Genomic DNA, 12,034 nt, shown 5'->3' on the forward strand with positions numbered 1-12,034 from the left:
GTACGTGTGCTCAATAGTGGGACGTGTGTGAAGAGTTGACTGATTAGCTACGCAACCGTTCGGAATTGACCGAATCGCCGCCTGGCAGGGGCCAGCTCACGCGCCCGCGTTCTCCTTGACCGTGATCTTCCCCTTGCGGATGGTCACGAGGCGCGGCGCCTTTTTCGCCAGCGACGAGTCGTGGGTGACCATCACGAAAGTGAGCCCGTGCTCCTTCCACAGGCCCTCCAGCACATCCATGATCTCGTCGCGCGTGGACTCGTCGAGGTTGCCGGTGGGTTCGTCGGCGAGCAGCACCTTCGGCTGCTTCACCAGCGCGCGGGCGATCGCGACGCGCTGCTGCTGGCCGCCGGACATCTCCGACGGCAGATGCCCCAGCCGCTCGCCGAGGCCGACCGACCTCAGTGCCTCGGCGGCCCGTTCGCGCCGCTCGGCGGTCTTCACACCCAGCGGTACGAGGGCGGTCTCGACGTTCTCCTGGGCGGTGAGCGTCGGGATGAGGTTGAAGCTCTGGAAGACGAAGCCGATCTTCTCGCTGCGCACCTGGGTGAGCTTCGCCTCGGACAGCTTCGCGAGGTCCGTGCCGTCGAGTTCGACACTGCCCTGGGTGGGCTTGTCGAGGCCGCCGAGCATCTGCAGCAGGGTGGACTTGCCGCCGCCGGTCGGGCCCTGGATGACGACGCGGTCCCCGTGGGCGATGGTGAGGTCGACGCCGTCGAGCGCGTGGACGGTCTCCTTGCCCCGTGTGTAGCGCTTGGTGACGCCGCTGAGTACGTACATGGTGCAACTCCTGGGATGCGGTGAGGGGGTTGGCCGCTCGGGGCCGTACGAGGCCGAGCGCGTCGCACGGCCCCGTACGGGCGCCGGCTACTCGACGCGGCGCAGGGCGTCGGCGGGGCGCAGCCGGGTGGCGCGCCAGCCGCCGAAGGCGCCCGCGATGAGACCGCCGGCGACGGCGAGCCCGACCGCGACGGCGATGGTGGAGAGGCTGACCGGAGCGGTGAGCGCGACCTTGAGGGTCTCCGCGGCCGCCTGCTGCCGCATGCCGCCGCCCATGCCGCCGGGACCACCACCGCCCGGGCCGCCCTGACCGCCCGCACCGCCGCCGGAAACGCCCAGCTCCGCCTCCAGGGTGGGGCTGATCGCGGTGACGACGTACGCGCCCACGAGGCCGATCGCGATACCGAGGGCACCGCCGACCAGACCGTTGACGACGGCCTCGCCGACGACCTGCCGGGTCACCCGGCCGGACTTCCAGCCCAGCGCCTTGAGGGTGCCGAACTCCCGTACGCGGCGGGAGACGGCCGACGAGGTGAGCAGGCCCGCCACCAGGAAGGCGGCCACCAGCACGGCGATCGAGAGCCACTTGCCCACGTTGGAGGCGAGGCCGGAGGCGGTGGACAGGGAGCCGGACACGGTGTCGGCGAGGTCGGCGGAGGTGGTGACCGTCGTGCCCGAGATGTTCTTCTGGATGGCCGACTTGACCGTGTCGATCTGCTGCGAGTCAGAGGCCTTGACGTAGATCGTCGTGACCTTGTTCTTGGAGTCGCTGAGGGTCTGCGCCTGCTTCAGCGGGATGTAGAGGTTGGCCGCCGCGTCCCCGCTGTCGGGCGTCGCGATGCCGATGACCTCGAACTTGGTGCCCTTGATGGTGACCTTGTCGCCGACGGAGAGCTCCTTCTCCTTGGCGTAGGACTTGTCGGCGACGACGACCTTGGCGTTCGTCTCGGAGGACTTGAAGGTACGGCCGCTGGTGATCTTCGAGGAGGTCAGCGGGCCGAGCTCGGGCTCGGTGACATCGGTGCCGTAGACCGAGTAGTTGTTCACCTCGAAGTCGGCGCCGCCGCCCTGGACCTGGCCCTCGGACTGACCGCCGCCGGACCCGGTGCCGCCGGGCATGCCCTGCCCGCCGCCGTTGCCGCCCTGCTGGTTCTGCTGGAACTGACCCGGCGTGAACTCGCCGCTCACCTTGATGACCTGGAGGCTGAGCCCGCCGACGGCGTTCGCGACGCCCTGCTGCTCGCCGACCTTGGTCACCGTGTCCGTGGACAGGGTCTGGAAGCCCTGCACCATCACACGGTCGCTGCTCTGCTCCTCGTCGGAGTCGCCCTCCTGGGCGTCGAACTGGAACCGGGGCCCCCGGCCGCCGTTCTCGCCGGAGCCGGAGCCGGACTCGGACGGGGCCTCGGCCGCCTTGGTGACGGTCATGTCGGTGCCGAGTCCGTACAACGATTCGAGGACCTTGCCCTGGGCCTTCTCCATGCCCGAGGACACGGAACTGACCACGATGACGAGGGCGATGCCCAGAGCGAGCCCGGAGGCGACGACGAGGGCCGCCTTCCTGCGGCGGCGCAGTTCGCGCCTCAGGTAGGTGAAGAACATGGCCGCAAGTTAGGGACGCACCGTGATGAAGGCATAAGCCCGGGATAAGAGGACCATGAGAAGCCTGTGACGCGGCTCGGCGGCGGACAGCGGCCCACCGCGGGCAAACGGCAGCGGCGCCGCCCATGGAGGGCGGCGCCGCTGTACGAGGAGGAGGTGGCGGGGCGGATCCGGTCGTCCGGTCAGACCGCGGAGCCCGCCTTCCAGTCGGCCCAGCTGAGGTTCCAGCCGTTGAGGCCGTTGTCGGGCTTGATGGTCTCGTCGCCGGTGTTCTTCACGACCACGACGTCACCGATCATCGAGTTGTTGTAGAACCAGGCGCCCGCGGTGTTCGGGTCGTTCGCGCCCTTCGTGTCCGACAGGCCGACGCAGCCGTGGCTCGTGTTCACACTGCCGAAGATCGACTTGGCGCCCCAGTAGTTGCCGTGGATGAAGGTGCCGGAGGTCGACAGGCGCATGGCGTGCGGCACGTCCTTGATGTCGTACTCGCCCTTGCCGTCGTCGTCGGTGAAGCCGACCGTCGCGCCGTTCATCCGGGTCTCCTTGAACTTCTCGGAGATCACCATCTGGCCTTCGTAGGTCTTGTTGTCCGGCGAGCCGGCCGAGATCGGGATGGTCTTGACCGTCTTCCCGTTCTGCGTGACCTTCATCTGCTTGGTCTGGGCGTCGACGACCGAGACCTGGTTGCGCCCGATCTTGAAGGTGACCGTCTTCTGCTGCACGCCGTAGACGCCCTCGGCGCCCTCGACGCCGTCCAGCGCCAGCTTCAGCGTGACGGTCGAGTTCTCCTTCCAGTAGTCCTCGGGCCGGAAGTCGAGCCGGTTGGCGTTGAACCAGTGGCCGACGACCTCCTGACCGGAGCTGGAGGAGACGGTGATGCCCTTCTGCACGTCGGCCTTGTTGGTGATGGCCTTGTCGAAGTTGATCGAGACGGGCATGCCCACGCCGACCGTGGAACCGTCCTCGGGCGTGAAGTTCCCGATGAAGCTGTTGTCCGGGGAGACCGTCGTGAAGGAGGCGTTCTCGTGGGCGGCACGGCCCTCGGAGTCCTCGGCGGTCGCGCTGACCTTGTAGGTGGTGGACCGCTCGAGCTGACCGGTGGGCGCCCAGCTCTTCTTGTCGGCGGATATCTCGCCCTCGACGGCGGTTCCGTCGGCGGTCGTCATGGCGACCTTCGTGAGCGTGCCCTTGCTCACGGCGACCTTGGCGGAGTTGTTGATGGAGGCGTTGTTCGAGCCGTCCTTGGGCGTGATCTCGATGTCGGCCACGGAAGCCTTCTGGGCCGCGGCCTCGTCGACCTTGGCCTGTGAGTCGCCGCTGTCGGCCGACGCGTTCTCGCCGCCCTCGCTGCACGCGGAGAGCACCAGCACTCCGCCGAGCAGAGCGGACGCGACCGCCAGGCCCCTGCGCCGCTTACCGTTCGTCATCACACGCTTCTCCATCGTTGCCAATTCCCCGAAATCCTGGGAATCCCCATACGAACCTCAACGCCACGACCGGTTCATCCCGTTCCACATCAGGCGGATATGTGGTCCACGCCACGCTCGGCGGACACAACCGCACCGCGGTCCCCAGGTGGTCAGTGCGCCTGATGAGACGACGGAACCCCGGGCATGGTTGCCGCCCGGGGCTGTGAATCTTTTCCGCCACGCCTCATTCGTAACCGCGTTCCCCGTCGTCCTCGTCGTCCTCGTCGTCATCATCCTCGTCGAGGTCCCAGTCGGGCGAATCGGGGTCGTACTCGATCCGCTCACTGCTCCAGGAGGCCTGGGCCAGCTCCGTCCCGGGCACCTCGCCGACCAGGCCGAACGGATCGACCAGATACGCGAGGGCCTCAGCCGTGTCCTCCGTCACCGCACCGTTGGCGTGTACCCGCTCGTCCGGCGACATATCGGGGTCGTCCTCGATCCGCCGCAGCGCGGCCCGGGTGACGGCGTCCGCGTCGTCGACCTCGACCACCAAGTCGACGCGAATCCGGACGAACCGTGGTGTCTCAGAAGTGCTCATACCCGGGAGCGTACGGCGGACCGGGCGCCCGACTTTCCCACGACCCGCGCCTTTCACTAGCATCGTTTCCCACGGCCAATTCGCCAGCGCCACAAGGGGATCGATATTTCGTGTCCGCCGCACGCCGACCGTCGTCCACCGCCCGCCGCGGACTGCTGACCGCCACCGCCGCCGGAACGCTCCTCGCGGCCCTGTGGTTCGTCCCGTCCGCGAACGCCACACAGGACGACCCGGTTCAGCAGTCAACGAGCGGTACGGTCACGTCCCAGGACGCGCAGCCCGCGGACCCCTCGGGATCCACGGGCTCCGCTGACTCCATGGGCTCCGCTGACTCCACAGGAGCGAACGCCACGGGAGTGGCCACCGCGCACACCCGGCTCGCCGACACCGGAAGCTTCGACTCCACCCCGTACATCGTCGGCGGCACCCTCTTCCTGAGCCTGGGCGCGGGCTTCGTGGCGTACTCGGTACGCCGGGAGCGCACGGCACTCTCCTGACCTCGACTGTCAGGCGTCAGGCGTCAGGCGTCAGGCGTCAGGCGTCAGGCGTCAGGCCAACGGTCCCGTCACCGTCTCCACCGCCGCCACCAGACGCCCCTGCCGGACGAAGGTGTCCGCCGCCGCCAGGTCGGGGGCGAGGAAGCGGTCCGGTCCCGGGCCGCCGACGCCGGCCTCGCGGAGGGCCTTGACGACCGCCCGGGTGGCCGGGGCCGGGGTCAGACCCTCGCGCAGTTCGATCGCGCGCGCGGCCGCGTAGAGCTCGACGGCGAGGACCCGGGCCAGGGCGTCGACCGCCGTCCGCAGCTTGCGCGCCGCGGACCAGCCCATCGACACGTGGTCCTCCTGCATGGCCGAGGAGGGGATGGAGTCGGCGGAGGCGGGCACCGCGAGCCGCTTCATCTCGCTCACCAGGGCCGCCTGCGTGTACTGGGCGATCATCAGCCCGGAGTCGACGCCCGGGTCGTCGGCGAGGAACGGCGGCAGCCCGTGGCTGCGGTTCTTGTCGAGGAGCCGGTCCGTACGGCGCTCCGCGATGGACGCGAGGTCGGCGGCCGCGACGGCGAGGAAGTCGAGGACGTACGCGACCGGGGCGCCGTGGAAGTTCCCGTTGGACTCGACGCGCCCGTCCGGCAGGACCACCGGGTTGTCCACCGCCGCCGCGAGCTCCCGCTCGGCCACCACGCGCGCGTGGGCGACCGTGTCCCGGCCGGCGCCCGCGACCTGCGGGGCACAGCGCACCGAGTACGCGTCCTGCACGCGGGGCGCGTCGTCCTGATGGTGACCGGTCAGGCCCGACCCCTTCAGCACCGCCAGCATGTTGGCGGCGGAGGCGGCCTGGCCGGGGTGCGGGCGGATCGCGTGCAGTTCGGGGGCGAGCACCCGGTCCGTGCCGAGCAGGGCCTCCAGGGTCAGGGCCGCCGTGACGTCCGCCGACTTGTACAGCAGGTCGAGGTCGGCGAGGGCCATGAGCAGCATGCCGAGCATGCCGTCGGTGCCGTTGAGGAGGGCGAGCCCCTCCTTCTCGCGGAGTTCGACGGGAGTGATGCCGTGGGCGGCCAGCAGCTCGCCCGCCGGGCGGACGACGCCGTCGGGGCCCTCCGCCTCGCCCTCGCCCATCAGGGTCAGCGCGCAGTGGGAGAGGGGCGCGAGGTCGCCGGAGCAGCCCAGCGAGCCGTACTCGTGGACGACCGGGGTGATGCCCGCGTTCAGTACGGCGGCCATGGTCCGGGCGACCTCCGGGCGCACCCCCGTGTGGCCCGAACAGACGGTCTTCAGGCGCAGGAACATCAGCGCGCGGACCACCTCGCGCTCGACGCGCGGGCCCATGCCGGCGGCGTGCGAGCGCACGATGTTGCGCTGGAGCTGTGTGCGCAGCTCATGGCCGATGTGCCGGGTGGCGAGGGCACCGAAGCCGGTCGAGACGCCGTAGACCGGATCCGGCTTGGCCGCCAGCGCCTCCACGATCTCGCGGGCGGCGGTCAGGGCCGCCACCGCCTCGTCGGCGAGTTCGACCCGGGCGCCGCCACGCGCCACGGCCACGACGTCGTCCGCGGTGATCCCGGACGTCCCGAGTACCACCGTGTCCACCGTGTCCCCAGTGTGCATATCCATATTCAGGATCGTAGGTACTGAATCGCCGAATGTCACGACCGATCATCGGGCGGGGTCCTTACCCTTCGCGTCGCCCTTCGCGTCGCCCCTCGCGTCACCTCCCGCCTCACGGTCTGCGTCCCCGGATGCGGCGCCGCTCCCCCGTGGGCGAGGGCCCGTCCGCGGGGCGGTCGGCGAGGCGCACCACCGGGTCGTCCGGGCCCTGCCGCCCCGCCACCACCGGCTTCGGCGAGCGTTCGGCCTTCGCGCGGTACTGCGCCGCGTCCGCGAGCCGGAACAGCCGGCGCGCCGACGGCACGGCGCCGATGGGGTCCTGGGTGGACGCCACCCCGCAGGCGACGCCCTCACCCAGCTCCAGGCCGGCCGCGCGGCGGCAGAGCTCGTCCGCCGCCTTCACCACGTCGTCCGCCGGCGGGCCCACCGCCAGCAGACAGAACTCGTCCCCGCCGAGCCGCGCCGCCAGCGTGCCCGGCAGCATCGCGCCGCACAGCGAGAGCACCGAGCCGAACCGTTCCAGCAGCCGGTCGCCCGCCGCGTGGCCGTGGGTGTCGTTGACCCACTTCAGCCCGTTCATGTCGCAGACCACCAGGCTCACCACCGTCCCGTCGACACGGTGCCGCTCGATCGCCTCGCCGAGCCGGACGTCGACCGCGCGGCGGTTGGCGAGCCCGGTCAGCGCGTCCGTGAACGCCAGCTGACGGGCCTCCTCCACCTGCTCGGTCTGCGCGATGCCGGCCGCGACGACGGCCGCCAGCACGGTCGCGAACTCGGCGTCCTCCGCCCGGAACGTCTCCGCCCCGGCCGGGCGCGCGACGTACAGCTCGCCCCACGCGCGCCCGTGCAGCACCACCGGCGCCACCACGCAGGACCCGCGGCCCCGGCGGCGCAGGGCCGCGACGCGCTGGTGGCAGTACCCGTCGTCCGCGCCGGAGGGCCCGCCCGGTCCCTCCGCGGTCTCGACCCAGGCGCTGGGCCCGATCCCGCCCGCCCAGCGGTCGTGCAGGAACTCGGTGATCTCCGGGAACTGGTGCACCGGATAGACCTCCCCGTCCGGGAACTCCTCCTCGTCCGGCGCCCTGTCCCCCACATTGACGAGGACCCGCAGCCGACCCCGCTCCCGCTCCCACACCGACAGCGCGGCAAAGCCCCCGTCCAGCGCGCGGCACGCCCCCACGGCCGCCGCCCGCCAGGACTCGCGGGGCGTGGTGGCGGCCGCCATGCCCTGCGCCAGCGCCACCACGGCCCGCAGCCGAACGTCCTCACCCATCAGTCCAGACTAGGTATGTTTATGGTGTTTTGTGCATCAGGATGATGCATCGGGACGATGCATCATCGACGGCCGGCCGGGCGGCCCTCCGGGGGCCGGAGGACGGACCCGGGACCGGACCCGAGATCACTCCCCGGGCCACTCCGGCGCACGCTTCTCGTTGAACGCCGCGACGCCCTCCGCGCGGTCCCCGGAGAAGGCGACGGACCGCCACGCCGCGTCCTCCACTTCCAGCCCGGCCCGCAGGTCGAGCCCGTGCCCGAGCCGCAGCGCACGCTTGGCGGCCCGCAGCCCCACGGGCGAGTTCCCCGCGATCCGGGCGGCCAGTGCCAGCGCCTCCGTACGGTCCTGCCCCGCGTCCACCAGCCGGTCGACGAGCCCCAGCTCCCCCGCCTCGGCGGCCTCCAGGCGCCGGGCGGTGAAGATCAGCTCGGCGGCACGCGCGGCCCCGACCCGGCGCGGCAGCAGCTGCGTACCGCCACCGCCCGGGATCACCCCCACGGACACCTCGGGCAGCCCGACCACCGCCGTACGGTCCGCCACGATCAGGTCGCACGACAGGGCCAGCTCGAACCCGCCGCCCAGCGCGAAGCCGTGCACGGCGGCGATCGTGGGCATCGGCAGCTCCAGCACGCCGGTGTACGCGGCGCGTGCCACGGGCCGCTGGCGCACGAGATCGGCGTCGCTGAAGGAGTTCCGTTCCTTCAGGTCGGCGCCCACGCAGAAGGCCCGCTCATGGGTGGAGGTCAGCACCACCACGCGGGCGTCCCGGTCGGCGGCCAGGGCCTCGCAGGCCGCGGCGATCGAGCGGGCCATCCCCGTCGAGACCGCGTTCATGGCCTTGGGGCGGTCGAGGACGAGCTCCGCGACGTACCCGTGCCGCCGTACGCCGACGAACTCCCCGAACCGCCGCTCGTCCGCGTGTTCCGCCATGACACCCTCCCGGTTAACGCGAGTTAACTACCAGCGCTCCCGATCATCGCAGCCGGGTCCGGCCGGGGGAAGCCCGGGCCGCGGTGGGGCGGGGCGGGCGGCACAGCCGCGCCCGCCCCCATGAGCCGTTCAGCCCTTCAGTCGTTCGTGTGACAGTCTTCCCGACTTCTCTCCCGTCCCCCTTGGGGCTCATAGCCTGCACCGCACAGCGCAGCGGGGGCGCGAGGCGCTCAGGGAGGGGAACGAGCCGTGACGTGGATGCCGACCGGAACGGGCACGGAGGCACCGGGCGCAGCGCGCACCGGTCCCGGCCGGCACCGCAAGCCCCGTCCCCGGCGGCTGCTGATCGCGCTGGGCGGGCTGGCGCTGACGGCGGGGGCGCTGGGGATCCTGCGGCTGCTGGCGCCCGTGACGCCCGGCGGGGACGCCGGGGAGGGCGCCGCAGGGCCGAAGGCCGTCGGTGGCGCCGGAAGCGCGGACGATGCGCCCCAGGTGGCGGCGAACACGGAGACCACGCCCCCGGCGGACTCCGCGGACCCCGGTCCCGGCCCCGGCTCGAGCACGCGCCGGGGCTCCCCCGCCGGCGGTCCCGCCCGTCGTACGGCCCCGACTCCGGCCCCGGCCGCGCCGGTCACGTCCTCCGGCACCGCGTCCCGGTCACTCGGCGCCGACGTCCCGGCCCCGTCCATCGACTCCGGCGGCGCCTCACCGGCACCGGGCGCCACGGCACCCACCGCGCCCGCGCGGCCACCGGCCGCCACCGAGCCCACCGCACCGCGGCCCGCCCCGGGCGGGACCGCCCCCGCCCCGGCCCCGGCTCCCGACCGGCCGGACCTGTGTCTGCCGGTCGTCGGAGTGTGCGTCGAGCTGGGCCCGGCGGCCCACCGAACGATCCCCGGGGACACCCCGCCGCGGTCCTGAGTACTACCCCTCGGGCCGCCGCGTGAGCAGCCACGGCTCCACGACGCCCAGACCGCGCACCGGGCGCTGCCACATCGGCTGGAGCGCGAAACGGTACGAGGGCGGCTCCTCGCCCTCCTTCTCCGCGGTGGCCGCGGCCTCGGCGGCCTCCGCCTCGGAGACGGGGGCCTCGCCGGTCCGGATGATCTCCTCCGCGAACGCCGTGTCCACCAGCACGGCGTCCCGCGGGGCTATGGAGGTGAGCCGCGAGGCCAGGTTCACCGTCGTACCGAAGACGTCGCCCATCCGCGTGGTCACCGTGCCGAACGCCATGCCGACGCGCAGCTCCGGCATCGTCTCGTCGTTGGCCATGGTCTCTATCAGGCGGAGCGCGATCTCGGCGGCCACGCCCGCGTCGTCCGCGGCGTACAGCACCTCGTCGCCGAGCGTCTTGATGAGCCGGCCGCCGTGCGCGGCCACCAGGTCGGCCGCCGTCGTCTCGAAGGCCTCGACCAGCTCGCCGAGCTCCTCCTCCTCCATCCGGCGCGTCAGCCGGGTGAAGCCGACCAGGTCGGCGAAGCCGACGGCGAGCCGGCGGTCGACCATCTCCTCGTCGTCGGCGGCCTGCACGACCCGGCCGGTCGCGGCGGCGAGCTGGCGCCGCCAGACATAGACGAGGAACTCCTCCAGCTCCGGCAGCAGCAGTTCGATCAGCGGATACGTGACCTCGGTCCGCGTCATCCCCGGCTCGGGCGGCTCGGTCAGGCCCTCCAGGAAGGAGTCGATCTGCCACTCGGCGAGCCGGGCCGTGGTCTGCCCGGTGGAACGGGCCACCTGCACCGCCATCGCCTCGCTGAGCAGCCCCGCCTCGACCAGACCGGCGAGGCGGCGCAGCGCGAGGACGTCCGCCTCGGTGAGCGCCTTGGCCTGCCCTATGTCGGCGAACCCCATGGCGCGCCAGAAACGGGACGCCAGCTCCATGGACACACCCGCGCTGCGCGCCGCCTGGAAGGGGGTGTAGCGGCGCTCGGCGCCGAGGATGAGCTGTTCGAGGCGGAGCGCCAGCGGGTCCTCGACGGGGTCGGCGCCCTGCGCGCCGGGCCGGCCCGGCGCGTTCCCGCGGGCCCGGTTCTCGGCGCGCTCGGCCCGTGCGCCCGACGCGTCACTGGCGGACCCGGCGGTACGGTCCGGGTCGCCGTCGGGGGCGGGGTGTGCGCCCGTGCCGGAACCCGTGTCGTCGACGGTCACGCCTGCTGCCCTTCCGATCTGCCACGGTCAGGTATCGACCGGCCTCAACTGTACGGCAGGTGTGCGCTGGCTCACTCCTCCGTCAGGGACCGCCGCCCGCACCGGCCGGAGCGGGCCGGAGCTGTCCGCTGCGGTCCGGTGCGGTCCGTGCGGTCCGATGCCGGCCCCGGGTCGTGCGGACTGATCGCTTCCGGTGTTCACCCGGCCCGGCCGAGTACCCCGGCCGCCCCCCGGGTCACACAGGCCGTACGGGTCACGCGGGCCGCAGATGCACGATGTCCCCGGCCCCGACCGGCTGCCGCACGCCTTCGTCCGTGGCCAGCACCAGGCGGCCGTCGCCGTCGACCGCGACCGCCTCGCCGACGAGCGAGCGGTCGCCGGGCAGTTCTGCGCGGACGGTGCGGCCGAGCGTCGCGCAGCCCGCCGCGTAGGTCTCCTGGAGCCCGCTCACGGCGGGGTCGCCCCCGGCCGCGCGCCAGGTGCCGTACCAGTGCTCCAGCGACCGCAGCACCGCCCGCAGCAGCGGATCGCGGTCGGTGTTCGCGGCGCCCGCGAGCGCGAGCGAGCCGGCCGTGGGCACGGGCAGTTCGTTCTCCCGGAGCGTGACGTTGAGGCCGATGCCGATGACGACGCCGTCGGTACCGGCGCGCTCGGCGAGGATGCCGCCGGCCTTGCGTTCCTCGCCGCCGACCCGTACGAGCAGGTCGTTGGGCCACTTCAGCGCCGTGTCCACGCCGGCCGCGCGGGACAGCCCGGTCGCCACCGCGACCCCGGTGAGCAGCGGCAGCCAGCCCCAGCGGTCGACGGGCACCTCCGTCGGCCTGAGCAGCACGGAGAAGAACAGACCGGAGCGGGCCGGCGCGGTCCAGACGCGGTCCAGCCGGCCGCGTGCGGAGCGCTGGGCCTCGGCGACGAGCACCGCGCCCTCGGGGAGGCCCGCGGCGCGGTCGACGAGGTCGGTGTTGGTGGAGCCGGTCTCGGGTACGACGTCCAGCGAGCTCCACAGCCCGCCCTCGCGCACCAGCGCCCGGCGCAGGCCCGTGGCGTTCAGGGGCGGCCGGTCCAGGTCGGACCAGCGGCTGCCGTTCGTCCGGTCGTTCGCGTCTGAGGCATCTCGGGGCGTCATGCAACCCACCCTAGGTGTGGTAAACGCCGCACTGCCGAACGGTAGCCCCACCACTACGCT

At 72.5% G+C, this 12,034-nt stretch carries 11 protein-coding genes; 2 read left to right on the plus strand and 9 right to left on the minus strand.

Translation table 11 applies throughout. The features are described from left to right. Positions 1-96: 96 nt before the first annotated feature. From IE242_RS03570 to IE242_RS03585, 4 genes are all read right to left on the minus strand, one after another. A complete protein-coding gene (locus IE242_RS03570; protein WP_189855157.1) occupies positions 97-780 on the minus strand; it encodes an ABC transporter ATP-binding protein in 684 nt (227 codons plus the stop codon). Between the two features lie 87 nt (positions 781-867). Continuing rightward, positions 868-2,382, minus strand: a complete 1,515-nt coding sequence (locus tag IE242_RS03575) for an ABC transporter permease (RefSeq protein ID WP_189855159.1) — start codon at positions 2,380-2,382, stop codon at positions 868-870. Positions 2,383-2,564: 182 nt separating this feature from the next. Next, the gene (locus IE242_RS03580; RefSeq protein WP_189855161.1) at positions 2,565-3,809 is read right to left on the minus strand and encodes a L,D-transpeptidase; all 1,245 of its coding nucleotides are present in this window, start codon (positions 3,807-3,809) and stop codon (positions 2,565-2,567) included. Positions 3,810-4,035: 226 nt separating this feature from the next. Continuing rightward, the gene (locus IE242_RS03585; RefSeq protein ID WP_189855163.1) at positions 4,036-4,389 is read right to left on the minus strand and encodes a hypothetical protein; all 354 of its coding nucleotides are present in this window, start codon (positions 4,387-4,389) and stop codon (positions 4,036-4,038) included. A 110-nt stretch (positions 4,390-4,499) separates the two neighbouring features. Between IE242_RS03585 and IE242_RS03590 the strand changes: the two genes are divergently transcribed. Next, positions 4,500-4,886, plus strand: coding sequence for a hypothetical protein (locus tag IE242_RS03590; RefSeq protein WP_189855165.1), 387 nt, complete (start codon positions 4,500-4,502; stop codon positions 4,884-4,886). A 51-nt stretch (positions 4,887-4,937) separates the two neighbouring features. On the opposite strand, the gene hutH is transcribed toward IE242_RS03590, so the two are convergent. The 3 genes from hutH to IE242_RS03605 form a co-directional block, all read right to left on the minus strand. After that, complete coding sequence (gene hutH / locus IE242_RS03595; RefSeq protein WP_189856370.1) at positions 4,938-6,476, minus strand: histidine ammonia-lyase; 1,539 nt, start codon at positions 6,474-6,476, stop codon at positions 4,938-4,940. 130 nt (positions 6,477-6,606) lie between these two features. Beyond that, positions 6,607-7,767: a GGDEF domain-containing protein gene (locus IE242_RS03600; RefSeq protein WP_189855167.1), complete on the minus strand. Its 1,161-nt coding sequence runs from the start codon at positions 7,765-7,767 to the stop codon at positions 6,607-6,609. Positions 7,768-7,893: 126 nt separating this feature from the next. Continuing rightward, entirely contained in the window at positions 7,894-8,700 is an 807-nt protein-coding gene (locus IE242_RS03605; RefSeq protein WP_189855169.1) for an enoyl-CoA hydratase/isomerase family protein, read from the minus strand. Positions 8,701-8,949: 249 nt separating this feature from the next. Between IE242_RS03605 and IE242_RS03610 the strand changes: the two genes are divergently transcribed. Further along, the gene (locus tag IE242_RS03610; protein ID WP_189855171.1) at positions 8,950-9,621 is read left to right on the plus strand and encodes a hypothetical protein; all 672 of its coding nucleotides are present in this window, start codon (positions 8,950-8,952) and stop codon (positions 9,619-9,621) included. A gap of 3 nt (positions 9,622-9,624) precedes the next feature. Here the strand turns inward: IE242_RS03610 and IE242_RS03615 are convergent, their stop codons facing one another. Next, a complete protein-coding gene (locus tag IE242_RS03615) occupies positions 9,625-10,848 on the minus strand; it encodes an adenylate/guanylate cyclase domain-containing protein (RefSeq protein ID WP_189855173.1) in 1,224 nt (407 codons plus the stop codon). A 253-nt stretch (positions 10,849-11,101) separates the two neighbouring features. Beyond that, on the minus strand, positions 11,102-11,974 hold the full coding sequence (locus IE242_RS03620; RefSeq protein WP_189855175.1) for a biotin--[acetyl-CoA-carboxylase] ligase: 873 nt from the start codon (positions 11,972-11,974) through the stop codon (positions 11,102-11,104). Positions 11,975-12,034: the final 60 nt, after the last annotated feature.

Source organism: Streptomyces poonensis (assembly GCF_014650915.1).
Taxonomy (GTDB): domain Bacteria; phylum Actinomycetota; class Actinomycetes; order Streptomycetales; family Streptomycetaceae; genus Streptomyces; species Streptomyces poonensis.

Coding starts and splice junctions, on each gene's coding strand:
- IE242_RS03570 (WP_189855157.1), bottom strand. CDS start 780: ATGTACGTACTCAGCGGCGTCACCAAGCGCTACACACGGGGCAAGGAG.
- IE242_RS03575 (WP_189855159.1), bottom strand. CDS start 2,382: ATGTTCTTCACCTACCTGAGGCGCGAACTGCGCCGCCGCAGGAAGGCG.
- IE242_RS03580 (WP_189855161.1), bottom strand. CDS start 3,809: ATGACGAACGGTAAGCGGCGCAGGGGCCTGGCGGTCGCGTCCGCTCTG.
- IE242_RS03585 (WP_189855163.1), bottom strand. CDS start 4,389: ATGAGCACTTCTGAGACACCACGGTTCGTCCGGATTCGCGTCGACTTG.
- IE242_RS03600 (WP_189855167.1), bottom strand. CDS start 7,767: ATGGGTGAGGACGTTCGGCTGCGGGCCGTGGTGGCGCTGGCGCAGGGC.
- IE242_RS03605 (WP_189855169.1), bottom strand. CDS start 8,700: ATGGCGGAACACGCGGACGAGCGGCGGTTCGGGGAGTTCGTCGGCGTA.
- IE242_RS03620 (WP_189855175.1), bottom strand. CDS start 11,974: ATGACGCCCCGAGATGCCTCAGACGCGAACGACCGGACGAACGGCAGC.